This window comes from Micromonospora sp. NBC_00421 (assembly GCF_036017915.1).
In the GTDB taxonomy this organism is placed as follows: domain Bacteria; phylum Actinomycetota; class Actinomycetes; order Mycobacteriales; family Micromonosporaceae; genus Micromonospora.
This window is the reverse complement of the sequence record NZ_CP107929.1, coordinates 3787723-3804933: the sequence shown is the minus strand read 5'-3', so window position 1 is coordinate 3804933 and position 17211 is coordinate 3787723. Positions and strand designations below refer to the sequence as shown.

At 73.1% G+C, this 17211-nt stretch carries 19 protein-coding genes, 1 tRNA gene and 3 pseudogenes; 15 read left to right on the top strand and 8 right to left on the bottom strand.

Annotated features, from left to right (window positions below):
- Positions 1–26: 26 nt before the first annotated feature.
- Both OHQ87_RS31380 and OHQ87_RS31375 read left to right on the top strand, forming a co-directional pair.
- Positions 27–1010: pseudogene (locus OHQ87_RS31380) on the top strand (histidine kinase dimerization/phospho-acceptor domain-containing protein); the annotation flags it as partial.
- 171 nt (positions 1011–1181) lie between these two features.
- Positions 1182–1538: pseudogene (locus OHQ87_RS31375) on the top strand (ATP-binding protein); the annotation flags it as partial.
- 374 nt (positions 1539–1912) lie between these two features.
- On the opposite strand, the gene OHQ87_RS15610 reads toward OHQ87_RS31375, so the two are convergent.
- Together OHQ87_RS15610 and OHQ87_RS15605 are read right to left on the bottom strand one after the other, a co-directional pair.
- The gene (locus OHQ87_RS15610; RefSeq protein WP_328338542.1) at positions 1913–3685 is read right to left on the bottom strand and encodes a tetratricopeptide repeat protein; all 1773 of its coding nucleotides are present in this window, start codon (positions 3683–3685) and stop codon (positions 1913–1915) included.
- A 57-nt stretch (positions 3686–3742) separates the two neighbouring features.
- Positions 3743–4204 (bottom strand): MarR family winged helix-turn-helix transcriptional regulator, encoded by a 462-nt coding sequence (locus OHQ87_RS15605; protein ID WP_328348866.1) that lies wholly within the window; start codon positions 4202–4204, stop codon positions 3743–3745.
- Between the two features lie 50 nt (positions 4205–4254).
- Here OHQ87_RS15605 and OHQ87_RS15600 point away from each other — a divergent pair, with 50 nt between their 5' ends.
- Together OHQ87_RS15600 and OHQ87_RS15595 are read left to right on the top strand one after the other, a co-directional pair.
- A complete protein-coding gene (locus tag OHQ87_RS15600) occupies positions 4255–4776 on the top strand; it encodes a VOC family protein (RefSeq protein WP_328338540.1) in 522 nt (173 codons plus the stop codon).
- Between the two features lie 30 nt (positions 4777–4806).
- Complete coding sequence (locus OHQ87_RS15595) at positions 4807–5757, top strand: hypothetical protein (protein WP_328348865.1); 951 nt, start codon at positions 4807–4809, stop codon at positions 5755–5757.
- Here OHQ87_RS15595 and OHQ87_RS15590 read toward each other — a convergent pair.
- Positions 5717–6247: a potassium channel family protein gene (locus tag OHQ87_RS15590; protein ID WP_328338538.1), complete on the bottom strand. Its 531-nt coding sequence runs from the start codon at positions 6245–6247 to the stop codon at positions 5717–5719. The two genes, OHQ87_RS15595 and OHQ87_RS15590, sit on opposite strands and share 41 nt — an antisense overlap.
- A 147-nt stretch (positions 6248–6394) precedes the next feature.
- Positions 6395–6574: a DUF4236 domain-containing protein gene (locus OHQ87_RS15585; RefSeq protein ID WP_007075522.1), complete on the bottom strand. Its 180-nt coding sequence runs from the start codon at positions 6572–6574 to the stop codon at positions 6395–6397.
- 241 nt (positions 6575–6815) lie between these two features.
- Between OHQ87_RS15585 and OHQ87_RS31370 the strand changes: the two genes are divergently transcribed.
- The 7 genes from OHQ87_RS31370 (at position 6816) to OHQ87_RS15555 (ending at position 12473) form a co-directional block, all read left to right on the top strand.
- Positions 6816–6893, top strand: a complete 78-nt coding sequence (locus OHQ87_RS31370) for a putative leader peptide (protein WP_350938629.1) — start codon at positions 6816–6818, stop codon at positions 6891–6893.
- 144 nt (positions 6894–7037) lie between these two features.
- Positions 7038–8057 (top strand): ABC transporter substrate-binding protein, encoded by a 1020-nt coding sequence (locus OHQ87_RS15580; RefSeq protein WP_328338531.1) that lies wholly within the window; start codon positions 7038–7040, stop codon positions 8055–8057.
- On the top strand, positions 8054–9013 hold the full coding sequence (locus OHQ87_RS15575; RefSeq protein ID WP_328338529.1) for an ABC transporter ATP-binding protein: 960 nt from the start codon (positions 8054–8056) through the stop codon (positions 9011–9013). The genes OHQ87_RS15580 and OHQ87_RS15575 overlap by 4 nt, the downstream gene beginning before the upstream one ends.
- Positions 9006–9872, top strand: coding sequence for an ABC transporter permease (locus OHQ87_RS15570; RefSeq protein ID WP_328338527.1), 867 nt, complete (start codon positions 9006–9008; stop codon positions 9870–9872). Before OHQ87_RS15575 ends, OHQ87_RS15570 begins: the two co-directional genes overlap by 8 nt.
- 11 nt (positions 9873–9883) lie before the next feature.
- Complete coding sequence (locus tag OHQ87_RS15565) at positions 9884–11221, top strand: LLM class flavin-dependent oxidoreductase (protein ID WP_328338525.1); 1338 nt, start codon at positions 9884–9886, stop codon at positions 11219–11221.
- Complete coding sequence (locus tag OHQ87_RS15560) at positions 11218–11871, top strand: flavin reductase family protein (protein ID WP_328338523.1); 654 nt, start codon at positions 11218–11220, stop codon at positions 11869–11871. Before OHQ87_RS15565 ends, OHQ87_RS15560 begins: the two co-directional genes overlap by 4 nt.
- Entirely contained in the window at positions 11868–12473 is a 606-nt protein-coding gene (locus OHQ87_RS15555) for a malonic semialdehyde reductase (RefSeq protein WP_328338521.1), read from the top strand. The genes OHQ87_RS15560 and OHQ87_RS15555 overlap by 4 nt, the downstream gene beginning before the upstream one ends.
- A gap of 28 nt (positions 12474–12501) precedes the next feature.
- On the opposite strand, the gene OHQ87_RS15550 is transcribed toward OHQ87_RS15555, so the two are convergent.
- A complete protein-coding gene (locus OHQ87_RS15550; protein WP_328348864.1) occupies positions 12502–12957 on the bottom strand; it encodes an RrF2 family transcriptional regulator in 456 nt (151 codons plus the stop codon).
- A 7-nt stretch (positions 12958–12964) separates the two neighbouring features.
- The gene (locus tag OHQ87_RS15545; RefSeq protein ID WP_328338519.1) at positions 12965–13879 is read right to left on the bottom strand and encodes a helix-turn-helix transcriptional regulator; all 915 of its coding nucleotides are present in this window, start codon (positions 13877–13879) and stop codon (positions 12965–12967) included.
- Positions 13880–14101: 222 nt separating this feature from the next.
- Here OHQ87_RS15545 and OHQ87_RS15540 point away from each other — a divergent pair, with 222 nt between their 5' ends.
- A complete protein-coding gene (locus OHQ87_RS15540) occupies positions 14102–14878 on the top strand; it encodes a glucose 1-dehydrogenase (RefSeq protein WP_328338517.1) in 777 nt (258 codons plus the stop codon).
- Between the two features lie 72 nt (positions 14879–14950).
- On the opposite strand, the gene OHQ87_RS15535 is transcribed toward OHQ87_RS15540, so the two are convergent.
- Entirely contained in the window at positions 14951–15382 is a 432-nt protein-coding gene (locus OHQ87_RS15535; protein ID WP_053653619.1) for an SsgA family sporulation/cell division regulator, read from the bottom strand.
- A 293-nt stretch (positions 15383–15675) separates the two neighbouring features.
- Between OHQ87_RS15535 and OHQ87_RS15530 the strand changes: the two genes are divergently transcribed.
- Both OHQ87_RS15530 and OHQ87_RS15525 read left to right on the top strand, forming a co-directional pair.
- Positions 15676–16281, top strand: a complete 606-nt coding sequence (locus OHQ87_RS15530; RefSeq protein ID WP_442930458.1) for a TIGR02611 family protein — start codon at positions 15676–15678, stop codon at positions 16279–16281.
- A 56-nt stretch (positions 16282–16337) separates the two neighbouring features.
- Positions 16338–16409: transfer RNA gene (locus OHQ87_RS15525), tRNA-Val, on the top strand.
- A gap of 78 nt (positions 16410–16487) precedes the next feature.
- Here the strand turns inward: OHQ87_RS15525 and OHQ87_RS15520 are convergent.
- A pseudogene (locus OHQ87_RS15520) lies at positions 16488–16765 on the bottom strand (tyrosine-type recombinase/integrase); the annotation flags it as partial.
- A 184-nt stretch (positions 16766–16949) separates the two neighbouring features.
- Here OHQ87_RS15520 and OHQ87_RS15515 point away from each other — a divergent pair.
- Positions 16950–17144 carry a DNA-binding protein gene (locus OHQ87_RS15515; RefSeq protein WP_328338508.1) on the top strand — a complete coding sequence of 65 codons (195 nt, stop codon included), beginning with the start codon at positions 16950–16952 and terminating at the stop codon, positions 17142–17144.
- Positions 17145–17211 lie beyond the last annotated feature (67 nt).

Genomic DNA, 17211 nt, shown 5'->3' with positions numbered 1-17211 from the left:
CGGTGCTGGGCCTGCGCGCCCGGCTGATGGTGCTCGGGGTGGCGGGGCTCTCGGTGGGGCTGGCCCTGGGCGGGGTGGTGCTGCTGGTGGCGCTGGGCTGGACGCTGCAACGCACAGTCGACGAGGAGGCGTTCCGGACGGCCGACGCGGTCGCCCGGCTGGCCGGTGAGGATGCCCTGCCTGATCCGCTGCCGGTGGCCGGCGGGCAGTTGCGGGTGCAGGTGGTCGACTCGGCCGGACGGATCCGGGCCGCCTCCATCGACGCGGACCGGCTGGTGCCCATGGTCCGCCCCGGCCAGCTCGCCGGGGACGGCCGGCGGCGGACGGTGGTGCCCGGCCAGCGGCTCGGCTGGGAGGGGCCGGTGCGGGTGGTGGCGGTGCCGGCCCAGGCGGCGGGAGAGCCGTTGACCGTGCTGGTGGGTCGCTCCACGGTGGACGTCCGACACGCCACCCAGGCCGCCCGGACGGTGCTGCTGGTCGCCTTTCCGCTGTTGGTGGCGCTGCTCGCGGTGGTCGCCTGGCGGGTGGTCGGGGCTACCCTGCGCCCGGTCGAGGCGTTGCGCAGCGGGGCCGCCGAGATCACCGGCCGGGACGCGGCCGACCGGCTGCCGGTGCCCGCCTCGCAGGACGAGATCCACCGGCTGGCGGTCACCCTGAACGACATGCTGGACCGGTTGGCGGCGGCCCGTGCCCGGCAGCGGGCGTTCCTCGCCGACGCGGCGCACGAGCTGCGTAGCCCGTTGACGAACATGCGTACCGAGCTGGAGGTGGCCCAGCGTCTCGGTGAGCGGTCCGACTGGCCTGCGGTCGCCGCCGACCTGCTCGCCGACACCGAGCGGCTGGGCCGGCTCGTCGACGACCTGCTGCTGCTGGCCCGGCTCGACGAGCAGCCGGCGCAGCGGGCCGGCCCCCCACGCGAGGCGGAACCGGTGGAACTGGGCGGACTGCTCGCCGAGCTGGCCGCCCGCTGGCCGAGCCCCCCGGTCGCCGCCACCGCGACGCCCGCACCGCAGGCCCTCACCGCTACGTCCGTGTCGCCGGCTGTCGGTGGTCCGTCCGTGTCGCCGGCTGTCACCGGTCCGTCCGTGCCGTCGGCCCTCACCGCTGCGTCCGTGTCGTCGGATGTTGGTGGTCCGTCGGTGTCGCCGGTCGTCACCGTCGCTGCGGAGTCGGGGTCGGCGTGGACGGTAGGTGTTCCGGACGAACTGCGGCGGGTGTTGGGGAACCTGGTCGACAACGCCGTCCGGCACGCCCGTACCCGGGTCGTGCTGGCGGTCGAGCCGGCGGTGGACGGGGCGTACCACCTGGTGACGGTGACCGACGACGGGCCGGGCATCCCGGTCGCGGACCGGGAGCGGGTGTTCCGCCGGTTCACCCGGTTGGACGAGGGCCGTGCCCGGGACGCGGGCGGTGCCGGGCTCGGCCTTGCCATCGTCGGGGAGCTGGTCCGTCGGAGCGGTGGCACGGTCGAACTCGCCGACGCCGACCCCGGCCTGCTGGTCCGGCTACGCCTACCGATCCTGCCGGACCCCGACTGAACCGTCGCCGCGCCTCGGCGTGACCCGCGCGGCGCGGCGCGGCGTGGCCTGAGCGCTGCCAGGCAAGCGTGGCGCCCCGGACGGTGCAGTGGGCCCGCCCGTCCGCCCGTCCGCCCGTCCGCCCGTCCGCCCGTCCGCCCGTCCGCCCGAGTTGATCAAGAGGTTTACGTCACCCCACCTGCCCCACCTGACGTAAACCTCTTGATCACCCGAGCGAGTGGGGTGGTTGAGGCGGTGATCAAGGGGTTTACGTCAAGAATTGCGTTGTGGGTGGCGTGAACCTCTTGATCAACGGAGGCAGGGCGGGGCGGGACGGGGCGGGGCAGGGCGGGGCAGGGTGGGGGTGGGCGGGGTGGGGCAGGGTGGGGTGGGGGTCAGCGGCGGGTGGTGCAGACCCGTTTCGCCCGCGCCACCACGTCGGTGGACCAGACCACGGCGACGGTGAAGCAGTAGTTGGTGGTGCGGTCCAGACCGTGCACGACGAAGCTGTCCGTGCCGGGCGGCAGGGTTTCGAACGGGCGCGGGTCCTGCCCGGCCTGCCCGGCGGAGAGGACCACCGGGCCCTCGCCACCGGCCGGGTACGTCCAGGTCAGCGCGATGCCGTCGGGCCGGTCGCGGAGCGTCACCCGCCCCGGCGGGGTACCGGGCGAGGCGGGCGGCGCGGCGTTCGGCGTACCGGCGGCGGTCGGGGTGGCCACGGGACTGCTCGGTACGACGGGCTGCGGGTCGCCCGAGCCACCCACCCCGGACACTCCGGCGATCACCGCGACGGCGCCGAGCAGCATCACCGCGACCCCGGCCGCCACAAGTGGTACGGCACCCGGGCGGCGTGGGGGCGGGGCGTGTCTGCGGGGCACCAGCACGGGCAGCAGCCGGGACGGGTCCACCGTCGGGGTCGGCGGCCCGATCCGGCGTACCCCCGGGGCCTCCTCGTCGGGGTGGCCCTGCGTCGGCGGCGGGGCGTAACGGTATTCCCGCCCACCGCCGGTTGCCCCGGGCCCGGCCATCCCGGCGGCCGCCGACCCGGACGACCAGTGCCCGCCGTCCCCGACCTGGTCGGACCCGGCCGGGTAGCCGCTGCCGGACGACCAGTGACCGTCGTTCCCGACCTGGTCCGATCCGGCCGGGTAGTCGGACCCGGCCGGATAGCTGCTGCCGGCGGGGTAGCCGCCTGCTGCCGGGTTGCTGTCGGGGGTGGGATAGCCGGTGGGGGTCGGGTGGCCGGGCGCTGCGAAGCTGCCCGGGTGGTCGAAGGGGCGTGGCCGTCCGGTGCCCTGCGGGTAACCGGTGTCCTCGGCGGGAAGCCGCTGGCCGGGCACCGTCGGCGGGTAGGGCTCGTCGGGTGGCACCGCCCCGGCCGACCAAGCCGGTAGGTCCGGTGGCCCCTCGGCGGGTGGCGGGGTGCGGGCGGCCGGCACCACAGGTGCGTCGCGTTCCGGGGTGGGCTCGTCGTCGCAGACGTGGTCCGGGTCGGCGGCGGCCCGGGCCAGCGCGGCCACCTGCCGGGCCAGCGGGTCGTCGGCGGCCAGGTGCTGGCGGGCCAGCTCGCGGGCGAGGGCGAGGTTGTCGTGGGCCTCGTCGAACCGGCCGCAGTCGCGTTGCATCGCGCCGAGCCGGGCGAGCATCTTGATCCCGCTGGCGTGCCCGTCGCCGTAGACCTCGCGGTGCAGCTCCCAGGCGTCCTGCAGACGTTCGCGGGCCTGGGCGCACTGACCCCGGGCATACTCCACGGTGGCCAGGTCGGCGTGCGCGGCGAGCACCCGCAGCGACTCGGGGCCGTCGTGCGCGGTCAGCTCCAGGATCACCTCGGAGTAGAGCCGGGCGGCACGGACGTCGCTGCCGACCCGGTGCAGCACCGCCGCCAGGGTGGCCGCCGCCGAGATGGTCCGCTGGTCGGAAATGCCGTACAACCGGCTCGACGCCGCGTACGCGAAGGCGGCCCAGCCTCGTGCCGAGTGCGGCTCACCGAGGGTGACCAGCAGCCGGGCCTGGAGCCCGGCGGCCTCGGTCAACTCGGGGGAGGCGTGGTCGGGGCGGGGATCCGCGTCGGTCAGCGCGTCGGCGAGCAGACGCTGGGCACCGGCCAGGTCGCCGGCGGACACCAGGTGCTGCGCCTGGAGGGTCAGTTCACCGAAGCCGGAAGACACGCCCCATCGTGCTTGGCCGGCGACGGTTAGTACAACCCTTGCCGGTAGGCAACTTGGTCAAGAACCGGTCAGGTGGGCGACCAGGGTTTCGCTGATCCGGCGTAGCTGGTCGACCTGGGCCGGGCTGAGCGCGTCGAACAGGTGGCGGCGTACCCCCTCGACGTGGCCGGGCGCCGCAGCGGCCAGGGCCGCGAAACCGGCGTCGGTGAGGACGGCGATCTGGCCGCGCCGGTCGGTGGGGCACTCCTCGCGGCGGACCCAGCCGGTGGTCTCCAGCCGGGCGACGGCGTGCGAGAGCCGGCTGCGCGACGAGCCGGTGAGGTCGGCCAGCTCGCTCATCCGCAGCCGCCGGCCGGGGACCTCGGAGAGCCGGACCAGGATCTCGTAGTAGGCGTGCGGCATTCCGGCGTCGCGTTGCAGCTCGCGGTCGAGGGTGTCGGTCAGCGCCCGGGAGGCGGCCAGGAAGGCGCGCCAGGTCTGCTGTTCGTCGGGGCTCAGCCAGCGGGTCATGACGGTCATCATAACCGGAATGGTTGAACGCTCAACCAAAGCGCGCTACCGTGGACGGCATGGGAATCCATCGCCTCAACCACGCCGTGCTCTACGTCTCCGACCTGCGCCGCAGCATCGACTTCTACCGCGACGTGCTGGGCTTCCGCCCGGTGCCGATGACTCCGGACGGGTTCCGGGGCGCGGCCTTCCTCCAGGCCCCCGACTCGACGAACGACCACGACCTCGGCCTGTTCGAGATCGGCGCGGCCGCCGGCCGCTCGCAGGCCGGCCGGGCCACCGTCGGCCTCTACCACCTGGCCTGGGAGCTGGACACCCTCGACGAGCTGGCTGTCACCGCGCAGCGACTGGCCGCCGCGGACGCCCTGGTCGGCACCTCCGACCACGGCACCACCAAGAGCCTCTACGGCCGTGACCCCGACGGGCTGGAGTTCGAGATCGTCTGGATCGTCCCGGCCGACCAGCTCGACGAGGACGCCCTCGCCGCCCGCAAGCGGATCGGCCGGCTCGACCTCGACCGCGAACGGGCCCGCTACGGCGGCCAGACCCGGGGCGGGGTGGGGATCTCCGTCCCGGCCTGAACCGCCGTACGGTAGAACGACAGGATGCCGATCGACGCCGTCCTGCGGGAGCTGCTCGTCCGCCAGCTCGACCACTGGCTGCCGGGGGCCCTGCACCGCTCCCGACGGGCCACCCTCGCGTTGTCGTACGCCGGTGACCCCGGCACCGCCGAGGCGGCCCTGCGGGTGGTGGCCGGCTTCGCCGACCGGCTCCGGGGCCGCCGGCTCACCGTGCTGGTGCTCGCCGGTGGCGGTCCCGAACTGCCCGCCCGGCTCGGTGCCGTCGAGGCCACCCTCCCGGCCGACGTGGCGGTGCACGTGGTGCCCGGCGACCCGGCCCGGCTGCCGGTGGTGCTCAAGGCGGCCGGCGCGGCCGGCGCACCGCTGCTCACCCTGGTCGACGGCGCGGCACCCGACCCGGCGCTGCTGGCCGCCACGGCCACCGGTCGACCGGCCGAGGTGCTGCTCACCGCCGCCGGGTCCACCGCCCTGCGGCCGGCCCTGACCGCTGCCGGGTTCCCCCTGGTCGCCGAGGTCGAGCTGGTCCCCGCCGACGGGTCACCGGCCCGACTGGTCGCCTTCGGCACCGGGCTGGACAAGAGCCTGGAAGCCTTCAAGGAAGCACTCTGGACCGCCGACGGTTCCGGTGATGGGTCCGCCGACGGATCCGGTGGCGGGTCCGTTGCCGACTCCGCCGGCGGGTCCGGTGCGGTCCGCTACCGCGACCCGGCCGGCGGGCTGCTCGACGTCGCCGGCCCACCGGCGGCCGGTCCGCTGCGCGGCGAACTGCTTGCCGAGTTGGCCCGCCACGGCCCGCGTACGGTGACCGAGCTGCGTCGGCACGCGCTGACCGCGACGGCGTACCGGGCCGTGGACGCCGGGCGCGCGCTCGCCGAGTTGCTGGCGGTCGGCGCGGTCACCCGGGAGCCGGAGCACGGGCGGCTCGGCGGGGACGTGCTGATCAGTGGCGGTCCCGCCCCGGTCGGTCGGTCAACTGTTTGACCACGATGGACGCCCCGGTGGCGATCACCCCGATGCTGAACACCATCTGCACGCAGACGATCGCCTTGGCGAGCTGTCCCTGGGGGTGTACGTCGCCGTAGCCGATCGTGGTCAGGGTGGTCAGCGCGAAGTAGAGCGCGTCCAACCGGGTACGCAACCCGGAGAACTGCTCCGACCCGCTACCGGCCACCACGTAGTCGGCCACCGCGAAGGCGAGCAGCCCGGCGACCAGCGCCACCACCAGCCGGCTCAACGACCGGACCTCGTTCCCGCCGACGGGTGCGCGGTTGCCGAGCTGCCGGCCCACCTGGCGGGTGACCAGGAAGGTGACCACGGCGATCAGCAGCAGGGTGCCCACCGCCCGCAGGGTCAGCCGTAGGCCGTTCGGATCGGGTTCCAACGGAATCAGGAAGTAGCTGGCCAGCAGCAGGACGCAGGCCGCCAGGGTGTGCCGTCGCGCCCGCGCGTAGCTTGCGTCGTCGCGTGCCATGCGGAGATTCTGCGCCGTCGCGGCGGCCCCGATCCGGCGAACGGGCGAACCCGGCCGGTGCCGGGTCGGGTTCGCGGAGGACGTCGGGCGCACAGACGACGATCGGGGTGCCGGTGAACCACCGGCACCCCGATCGAGGAAGGGCTATCAGGCCCGGGACTTGTCCTGCTTCCAGGACAGCGGACCAGGCAGGTCGACGCGGTGCGCCTTGGCCCGGGAGTTCCAGGACCAGCGACCGATCTTGATGCTCCACGAGGAGAAGCCGTTCTCGGTGAAGTTCAGGATGATCGGCCCGTACTTCTTGCGCTTGCGGAACATCAGACCCATCGTGGCGCTCCCTTCGCGTTCCCTGTCGTCGTTGTCGTCTCGGCCCGATAGATGCCCACATCCACGAAATCCGAAACCTGCTCCCGTCCGAGCTGGACGGTGCCGTGAATCTCTATAAACTCGATAGGTGTTACGGACTGATAAACCCAGGTGAGCGCATTACGGAGCTGGGATCCAGATCCCAGTCTCATCTTCTGGAAGGGCGTTGACCGGGCCGCCCGGCGGCCGGCACCATGAGGTCATGTCGCAGCGGGACGAGCTCCACCTCACCGCCCGCGTGCACGTCGACCTGGTCCGGCACGCGAGCGCGCTCTGTTGAGCTGACGCCCGTCCGCGTCCCGTCACCTTCTTCACCCGCACCGCCGCACCGACCGGCCCGGCCCACGACGGCCCGACGCCGGGCGCTGCGGCGTACCTCCGCGCGCCGCGCGGCCCCTACCGTGCACCAGATCAGGAGACTTCCATGTCCCCACTTCGTCGTACCCTCGCCGCCGTCGCGGCCCTGCTCACCCTGACCGCCGCCACCGCCTGCGGCACCGACGCCGAGGCGGCCGGACAGACCACGACCCTGCGCTACCAGGGCTCCGTCGGCCAGGTCACCCTCCCCGAACTCGCCGCCGACCTCGGCTACCTCGGCGACGTACGCCTCGACTGGATCGGCAACGTCACAGGAGGTCCGGCCGACATCCAGGCCACCGCCACCGGGCAGAGCGACTTCGGTGGCGCGTTCAACGGCGCGATCGTCAAGCTCGCCACCGCGGGCGCCCCGATCACCGCCGTGGTCAGCTACTACGGCTCCGACGCGCAGACCTTCCAGGGCTACTACGTCCTCTCCGACAGCCCGATCAAGGGCCCGCGCGACCTGATCGGCCGCAAGGTCGGCATGAACACCCTTGGCGCGCACGCCGAGGCGGTGCTCAAGACCTGGCTGGTCAAGGGGGGCCTGACCGCCCCCGAGATCGCCAGGGTCGAGCTTGTCGCATTGCCCCCCGTCAACACCGAGCAGTCGCTGCGCGCCCGGCAGATCGACGTCGCGGTGCTCGGTGGCGTCATCCGCGACAAGGCCGTCGCCAACGGCGGAATCCGTACCGTCTTCACCGACTACGAACTGCTCGGTGCGTTCAGCGCCGGCGCCTACGTGTTCCGCGACGACTTCATCAGGCGCAACCCGGAGACCGTCAAGGCGTTCGTCGGCGGGGTCGGCCGGGCCGTCGAGTGGGCCCGGACCCAGCCCCGGGAGACCGTGGTGACCCGGCTCGAACAGATCATCGCCAAGCGGGGCCGCAACGAGGACCCGTCCCTGGTGCGCCTCTGGAAGAGCAGCGGCGTCGCCGGCAGGGGCGGTGTGATCACCGACCGGGAGTTCACCACCTGGATCGACTGGCTCGCCGACGCCGGTGAGCTCAAGGGCGACCGGCCGAAGCCCGGTGACATCTACACCAACGACTACAACCCGTTCGCCTCCGGTGGGGGTGCCGCGTGAGCACCGACAAGGTCCTCTTCGACCGGGTCACCAAGACCTTCGACGTCCGTGCCGGGCGGCGTGCGCCCACCGGCGCGGTCACCGCCCTGGACCAGCTCACCCTCGGGGTACGCCCCGGCGAGTTCCTGGTCGTCGTCGGCCCCAGCGGCTGCGGCAAGTCCACCCTGCTCGACCTGCTCGGCGGCCTGTCCCGGCCCACCTCCGGTCAGGTCCTCGTCGACGGCCGGCCGGTCACCGGCCCCGGCCTCGACCGGGGCATCGTCTTCCAGCAGTACGCCCTGCTGCCCTGGCGCACCGCCGCCGGCAACGTCGCCTTCGGACTGGAGGCCAAGGGGGTGCCCCGCGCCGAACGCGCCGACCTGGTCGCCCACCACCTGGAACTGGTCGGGCTGAGCGGGTTCGCCGCGCACTACCCGCACGAGCTGTCCGGGGGCATGAAGCAGCGGGTGGCGATCGCCCGCAGTCTCGCGTACGACCCGGACATCCTGCTGATGGACGAGCCGTTCGCCGCCCTGGACGCGCAGACCCGCGACTCGCTCCAGGACGAGCTGGTGCGGATCTGGCAGGCCACCGGCAAGACGATCGTCTTCATCACCCACGGCATCGACGAGGCCGTCTACCTCGGCCGACGGGTCGCCGTGATGACCTCCCGCCCGGGGCGGATCAAGCAGGTCGTCGAGATCGAGCTGGGTGACCGGGGCGCGGTCGACGACGTGCGCTCCTCCGACGCCTTCCGGCACCACAGGCACCACATCTGGACGTCGTTGCGCGACGAGGTACGCGCCGCCCAGTCCACCGAACGCCGCCCCGACCGCCCCACCCGGCCCACCCGCCGCCGGTGGCCCGGCCGCTCCGCCGCCCCCGTCGCGGCGTCCACCGCCACCTCGGCCGGGGCGTCCACTGCCGTCCCGGTCGGGACGTCCACCGTCGACACCGAGGAGGCCCGCGTTGGTTGACATCGCCGACCGTCCCGTCCGACTGGCCCCGCCGGCCGTCGTACCCCCGGCGGTGCCCACCGTCGCCCGGTCCGGTCCGTTCGCCCGGCTCGCCGGCCTCTCTGGGCGGGTGCTGCACCGCACCGCCGCGCTGCTGGCGCTGGCCGCGATCTGGGAGACCGCACCCCGGGCCGGGCTGGTCGACCGGGTCTTCCTGCCGCCGCTGTCGGAGGTGCTCGTCGCCTGGTGGGCGCTGCTGACCAGCGGGCAACTCGCCGACCACGTCGGTGCCAGCCTGACCCGGTCGCTGACCGGGCTCGGCCTGGCGGTGCTCACCGCCATCCCGCTCGGCCTGCTGATCGGCTGGTACCGCCCCCTCGCGGAGCTGCTCAGTCCGCTGCTGGAGGTGTTCCGCAACACCGCCGCGCTGGCCCTGCTGCCGGTCTTCGTGCTGATCCTCGGGCTGGGGGAGACCTCCAAGATCGCCCTGGTCGTCTACGCCTGCTCCTGGCCGATCCTGCTGAACACCATCGCCGGGGTGAAGGGCGTCGACCCGCTGCTGGTGCGCTCGGCCCGGTCGATGGGCCTGGACCACCTGCGGCTGTTCCAGAAGGTGATCCTGCCGGCGGCCGTGCCGACCGTCTTCACCGGCGTCCGGCTCGCCGGGGCCTACTCGATCCTGGTGCTCGTCGCCGCCGAGATGGTCGGCGCCAAGGCCGGGCTGGGCTACCTGATCAACTACGCCCAGTACAACTTCGCCATCCCCGACATGTACGCCGGGATCATCACCATCTCTGCCATCGGACTGGTCGTGAACCAGCTTCTCGTCATCGTCGAACGCCGCTTCTCCACCTGGCGCGTCGACGTCACCGCCGGATAGGACGGACACCCATGACCCGCACCCTGCACCTCAACGCCTTCCTGCTCGGCGTCGGCCACCACGAGGCGGCCTGGCGGCACCCGCGTACCGACCCGCGTCGGGTCACCGACCTGCGACACTTCCAGGAGCTGGCCCGTACCGCCGAGCGGGGCACCCTCGACTCGGTCTTCCTCGCCGACTCGCTCGCCGTCGGCCCGGCCGTCCGGCACAACATCCAGGCCGTCTTCGAGCCGCTGACCCTGCTCGCCGCGCTGGCCACCGTCACCACCCACGTCGGCCTGATCGCCACGGTCTCCACCAGCTACAACGAGCCGTACAACCTGGCCCGCAAGTTCGCCTCGCTGGACCATCTCAGCGGCGGCCGGGCCGGCTGGAACATCGTCACCTCCGCCCAGGCGCGGGAGGCCTGGAACTTCAACCTGGACGACCACCCGGCGCACGCCGACCGGTACCGGCGGGCCGCCGAGTTCGTCGACGTGGCGGTGAAGCTCTGGGACAGCTGGGAGGACGACGCGCTGGTCCTCGACCCGGCCGCCGGGATCTTCGCCGACACCGACCGGGTGCACGAGGTCGGCCACGTCGGTGAGCGGTTCCGGGTACGCGGCCCGCTGAACACCCCGCGTCCGCCGCAGGGTCGACCCCTGCTGGTGCAGGCCGGCTCCTCCCCGGACGGGGTCACCTTCGCAGGCCGGTACGCCGAGGCGGTCTTCACCGCCCAGCAGACCCTCGCCGACGGGCAGCGGTTCTACGCCGCACTGAAGCAGGCGGCGGTCGCCGCCGGCCGCGACCCGGAACTGGTGAAGGTGCTGCCCGGGATCGCCCCGGTGCTCGGCGGCACCGAGGCCGAGGCGCGGAGGCTCGCCGACGAGCTGGAGGCGCTGATCGTCCCCGAGCACGCCCTGGCGCAACTGTCCGGGATGACCGGCGTCGACCTCACCGGTCTGCCGTTGGACGGCCCGCTGCCGGAGTTGCCCGACGCGACAAGCGTGCAGTCGCACCAGAGCCGCTACCAGCTCGTCGTCGACCTGGCCCGGCGGGAGCGGCTGACCATCCGGCAGCTGATCGGCCGGCTCGGCGGCGGACGCGGGCACCGGGTGGTGGCCGGCACCCCCGAACAGGTCGCCGACCAGATCGAACTGTGGTTCACCGAGGGCGCCGCCGACGGCTTCAACATCATGCCGCCGCTACTGCCCAGCGGACTCGACGACTTCGTCGACCACGTGGTGCCGTTGCTGCGCGCCAGGGGCCTGTTCCGCCACGAGTACACCGGCCGGACGCTGCGCGAGCACTACGGGCTGCCCCGACCGGCCTCCCGCTACGCCACCGACCGGGAGCTGGTGACCGCATGACCACCCTGGACCGTCCGGTCGACCCGCTCCGGCTCGACCCCGACCTGCGCGAGCGCCCCGGCCACCGGCCCGTCGACGCCGACCTGTTGCCGCCCGCCCCACCGACCCGCCCCACCGACCTGCTGCCCGTCGACGCCGACCTGTTCCGCAGCCTGCTGCGCCGGCAGGCCAGCACGGTCACCGTGGTCACCGCCGTGGCCCGCCGACCCGACCCGACCGGCCGCGGCCGGGACCTCGTGCCGATCCGGGCCGGCTTCACCGCCACCTCGTTCACCTCGGTGTCGCTGGATCCGCCGCTTGTGTCGTTCTGCCTCGGCGTCACCTCGTCGAGCTGGCCGGTGTTGGACCGCGCCGAGCACGTCGGCGTGCACCTGCTCGGCGCCGGGCAGACCGGGGTGGCCCGGATCTTCGCCACCAGCGGCATCGACCGGTTCGCCGCGCACCGGGCCTGGACGCCCGGCCCGTTCGGGGTGCCGCTGCTCGACGGCGTGCTGGTCAGGTTGCTGTGCCGGGTGGTGCACCGGGTGCCGGCCGGCGATCACACCCTGGTCATCGCCGAACCGCTCGCGCTCGGTCCGGGCATCGACGGCGACCCGCTGGTCCACCACCGGGGCAGCTACACCACCCCCGGCACGCCGGTGCCGGCGTGACCACCGTCGAACCCCCGCTCGCGCTCGACCGGGCCGCCCAGGACCTGCTGTTCCGGGCGGCCCGGACGGCGAACACGTTCACCGCCGAACCGGTCGACGACGCGCAGGTCGCCGCGATCCACGAGCTGATCAGGTACGGCCCGACCGCGCTCAACGGCCAACCGCTGCGGGTGCTGCTGCTCCGGTCGACGGCGGCCCGGACCCGGCTGCTGCCGTACGTGTCGAGTGGCAACCGGGTCAAGACGGCCGATGCGCCGCTGGTGGCGGTGCTCGCCGCCGACGTCGACTTCCACGAGCGGCTGCCGGAGCTGTTCCCGCACCGGCCCCAGGCGCGGGAGTGGCTGGCCGACCGGGCGGACCGGGTCGCCCAGGCCCGGTTCAACGCCACCCTCCAGATCGGCTACTTCCTGATCGGGGTGCGGGCTGCCGGCCTGGCCGCCGGGCCGATGGCCGGCTTCGACGCCGGCGGGGTACAGCGGGAGTTCTTCCCCGACGGCCGGCACGAGGTGCTGCTGCTGGTCAACATCGGCCACCCCGGGCCGGACGCCTGGCAGGACCGGCTGCCCCGGCTCACCGCCGAGGAGGTGATCCAGACGCTCTGAACGCAGCGAATGTCCGCACGCGGTGGGATCAGCGTGGCTCCCACGCGTCGGGCAGGGTGGTCAGCCTCCGCACGTGCGTCGGGAGTCGGCCGCTGACCACCTCGGCGAGGCTCACCTCGTCCAACACCTGCCGGACGGCGGCGCGGACGGCCACCCAGAGCCGGGGGAGGTTCTCCGCCGAGCCCTCGTACCTGGTCTCCTCGGGGCGCATTCCGCGTACCCCGGCCAGTGGACCCTCGACGGCGCGCAGGATCGCCCCGACGGTGACCTCGCGCGGCGGTCGGGCCAGGGTGTAACCGCCCTCCGCGCCGCGCTGCGCGCGGACCACGCCGGCCCGCCGCAGGTCGGCCAGGACGGCTTCGAGGAACTTGCGCGGCATGTCCTGCTCGCTGGCGATCGACTGGGTGGAGAGCAGGGAGGGGTAGGCGGTGGCCAGGCTCAGGGCCGCTCGGACCGCATAGTCGCCGCGCGCGGAGATCTGCACCATGCCATCATGCCTGCCGGTCGGGGGTGGCGGGGTCGGCGGGTCGACGTGGCCGGGCGATCCGCGACGGCGGACGGCCCCGGGCGGCCCGGAACGCACCCGGGCTCACCCCCACCTCCCGGGTGAAGAACCGGCCGAAGTTCGTCGGCTCGGGGAAGCCGAGCTGCCGACCGATCCGGGCCACCGGCTCGTCGGTGGCGGCGAGCAACCGGCGGGCCTGGAGCGCGACCCGCTCGTCCACCACCTGCTTGGCGCTGCGCCCGGTCACCGCCAGACAGGCCCTGGTCAGGGTACGCACCGAGCAGCCCAACCGGGCCGCGTAGTCCTCCACCCGGCGGGTGCCCTGGTAACCCGACTCCACCTCGCGGCAGAACCGGTGGAACGTGACCACCTCGGCGCGCTGCGGATCGGCGTCGTCGGGCGTCCGCCCGGAGTCCCGGGCACCGGGCAGCAGGGCCAGCCGGATGAGCAGCACCGCGAGCTGGTGCCGGAGCAGGGCGCGGGCGGCCGGATCGTCCCGGTGCCGGCGGTGGTCCACCACGAGCTGGGAGACCTCGTTGATGACGGCGTCCTCGTCCTCACCTGTCAGCTGGTGGTGTTGCGGCACGGCGTCGGGGTCGACGTCCAGGCCGCGCAGCGCTTCGACGTGCCAGCGGAGCACGATCGCGTCGAGACGCGCGGGGCAGCGCAGCACCTGACCGGGAGCGGCCCGCAGCAGGGTGCCGGGCCGGCAGGGCAGCGCCCGGAAGTCCAGCTCGATGATGCCGTGCCCGCCGGTGACCAGCACGAGCAGGTCGGTGTCGAGCAGGGACGGCCGGGGTGGACCGGTGGTGGGGGTGAGGTCGCCCAGCTCCAGGATGTCGATCTCGGCGCGGGGCAGGTCGGGACGGGTTGCCGGGGAGAGCTGACCGGAAGGGACCATCGCCTTCGACCGTAACCGCGGACGCCTCAGGCCGCATCCCGGCGACGGGACTCTGTCGCGCTCGCGGCGGCGGGACTCTGTCGCGCTCGTGCCGTGGCGGCGGGATGCTGTCGCGAGTGCGGCGGGTCCGCGTGGTGCCGGCCGGGGTGGCGGGGTTGTCCGGTCGCCGGGGCCGGGCTACGTTACCGCTCGGTAAGGGCGGCGGCACGCGAGGGGATGCACATGACGGACCTGTTCTCGGTCGACGGCAAGACGGTCCTGGTCACCGGTGGTTCCCGGGGGATCGGGCTGATGATCGCCCGAGGCTTCGTCCGGGCCGGGGCCACCGTGATCATCTCGTCCCGCAAAGCGGACGTGTGCGCGGCGGTCGCCGAGGAGCTGTCCGCCGAGGGGCGCTGCGAGGCGATCCCCGCCGACCTGGGCGACGACGCGGGCGCCGAGGTCCTCGCCGCCGCCGTCCGCGAGCGGTACGAACGGCTCGACGTGCTGGTCAACAACGCGGGCGCGACCTGGGGCGCGCCGCTGGAGTCGTACCCGGGGGCGGCGTTCGACAAGCTCTGGGCGGTCAACGTGAAGGCGGTGTTCCGACTCACCACCGCGTTGCTGCCGGTGCTGCGCGCGGCGGCCAGCGACGACGACCCGGCCCGCGTGATCAACATCGGCTCGGTCGACGGCCTCCGGGTGCCGATGATGGAGGTGTACGCGTACTCCGCCACCAAGGCGGCCGTGCACATGCTCACCCGCAGCCTCGCCCACCAGCTCGCCGCCGAGCGGATCACTGTCAACGCGATCGCCCCCGGCCCGTTCGAGAGCAGGATGATGGCCTTCGCCCTGGACGACCCGGCATCCCGGGCGGCGGTCGAGCAGCAGGTGCCGCTCGGCCGGATCGGTCGTCCCGAGGACATGGCCGGCGCGGCGATCTACCTGTCGTCGCGGGCCGGGGCGTACCTGACCGGCGCGGTGATCCCGGTGGACGGCGGCATCACCACGCACGGCTGACCGGCGTACCCGGTGGTGGACGGCCGGAGCCGCGCGGACTCGGCAGATCCGCGCGGCTCCGGTGCAGGCTGGTCAGCGACCGGCGAGCAGCCGGGTCACCGCCGTGTCGACGTCCAGGTGCTCGGCCTCCCGGCCGCGTGGGACGACGACGTAGGTCCGGCGCAGGAAGCGCACCAGCACGCTGCGCGGGACCTCGAACAGGGCGTTGCCGTCGGGTGACGACAGGGCCAGCGCGACGAAGTCGCCGCGCGGGGTGGCCCAGGGCCAGACCCGCACGTCGCCGATGCCGGCCGGCTCGTCCAGGCCGGTGACGAGCAGTTCGCGGGCGAAGGACCAGCTCACCGCCTCGCCACCGGCCGATTCGGCGTGGAACAGGACATGGACCGCATACGGGTCAGCAGGGTCGTAACGCAGACTGGCACGCACCGGCAAGGCGGTGGCGTCAGGCGCGACGAGCCTTAGCGACGTCTCGACCTCTACGGTCGTCGGTCGGATGACACTCATGGACGTTCTCCCCCCGGCACCGCTGCGGAACGCGCGTGTCCCGCTTTTCCCATCCTCAGGTGCTACTGCTGGCTACGCTCCGCCATACGCTGACTTCACCCAGTGGTGGGAAGGAGGTCCGAATCGCCGCGAGAATGTGAGAATTCTTGTAGGATTTCCGGTTCTGCCCAGTCGGGAGCCCGTCCGAAGTCGGGTGGTTCAGTCGTCGACTTACTCCGGTAACGTCCAGTGGTCTGCGCAAGTGACGGGCCGGGACGACACTGGGGGGTGAAATGGCCACGAAGCGTTCCTCAATGGATGCGGGGAGTACTGCCGAGTCACCGAAAGTAGGGGCCCGAGCAGCCAAAAGGCGGGGTGACAGGGTGCCGATCAACCCACCGGACCGAGACGGTCGGACGACCTCCGACGCCGGTCGCGCCTCCCGGGCTGTCCGTGACCGGTCCCGGCCTGTGGCCAACGGCGGCCGACGTCGATCCGGCGGCACCGCCCTGGCCGCCCGGCCCACCGGCTGGCGGTGGCGGCTGCGCACCACCCTCGACCTGATCCGGGCCAACCCCACCGGCCGGGTCGCCCTCAAGATCTTCATCGCCGTCGCCGGGGCGCTCGTGGTGACCGTCGGCATCGCCCTCATCCCGTTGCCCGGCCCCGGCTGGCTGATCGTCATCGCCGGGCTCGCCATCTGGGCCGTCGAGTTCCACTGGGCCCGCCGGCTGCTCGGCTTCACCCGCCGACACGTGCACGCCTGGACCCGGTGGGCCACCACCCGCTCGCTGGCCATGCGGTTCCTGCTCGGCTCCGTCGGCCTGGTCTTCGTCGCCGTGGTGCTCTGGCTCTCGCTCAAGTACAGCCTCGGCATCGACCTGGTCGCCCAACTGCTGCACTACCTCGCCACGACCTGACCCACCCCCCGGGTTTTTGGCTCCGTCGCACGATCGGGTAGAGTCAACAGCGCTGAGGGCGATTAGCTCAGTGGGAGAGCGCTTCGTTCACACCGAAGAGGTCGCTGGTTCGATACCAGCATCGCCCACTCTCAGTTCCGCAGGTCAGAGGCCGCTTCCCGATTTCGGGAGGTGGCCCTTCTGCTGTCGTGCGGCAGCCCGTCAGTCCCGCGTGAGTCGCCGGGGCGCTTGAGCGCCTCCCGGGTCACCGTGGACGAGACCTGGGTGTAGATCTCCGTCGTCACCGAGAACCGGGCGTGCCGGAGGATCCGCATGGCGACCCGTGCATGCACGTCGAGGTCGGTCAGGAGGGTGGCGCAGGTCCGCCGGGCATCGTGGATGGTGACCGGCCTGACGTTGGCTCTCTGGCACCTCGTCTGCCAGGAGCGTGGGAAGTTGCGTGGCTGGACGGGGTGCCGTAGCGGGTGGTGAACACGAGGTCGTTCAGAGGGCGACCTCATCCACCCGGCTGCCGGCGTCCGTCAGCGCATCCTGACCTGGCCAGTACGACTGCCCCGGTGCGGATCACCGCATGGACCCATCACCCGCAGCACCGTCCCATCGGCCGGCGACCGCAGTGCCTTCGGGCCTCGTTCACGTCCGTGTCCCGGGCGCGTAGGGTCAGCGACGTGAGCGTCGCCCTCGACATCCTGCCGAAGATCGGTGCGCCGGCGACGCGTGCGCTGACCGAAGCCGGCTACCCGACGTTGCGCGACCTCGCGGGTGTGCCGCGCGCAGAACTGGCCGTACTGCACGGGGTGGGACCGAAGGCACTCGGGATCATTCAGAGCGCTCTGGAGCAGCACGATCTGAGTCTCGGTTAGGGATTCCTCGGCAGCAGTGCCAGTCGGGCACATAGGCGGAGGCCTCCCGTCGCCGGGCTGTACCGGG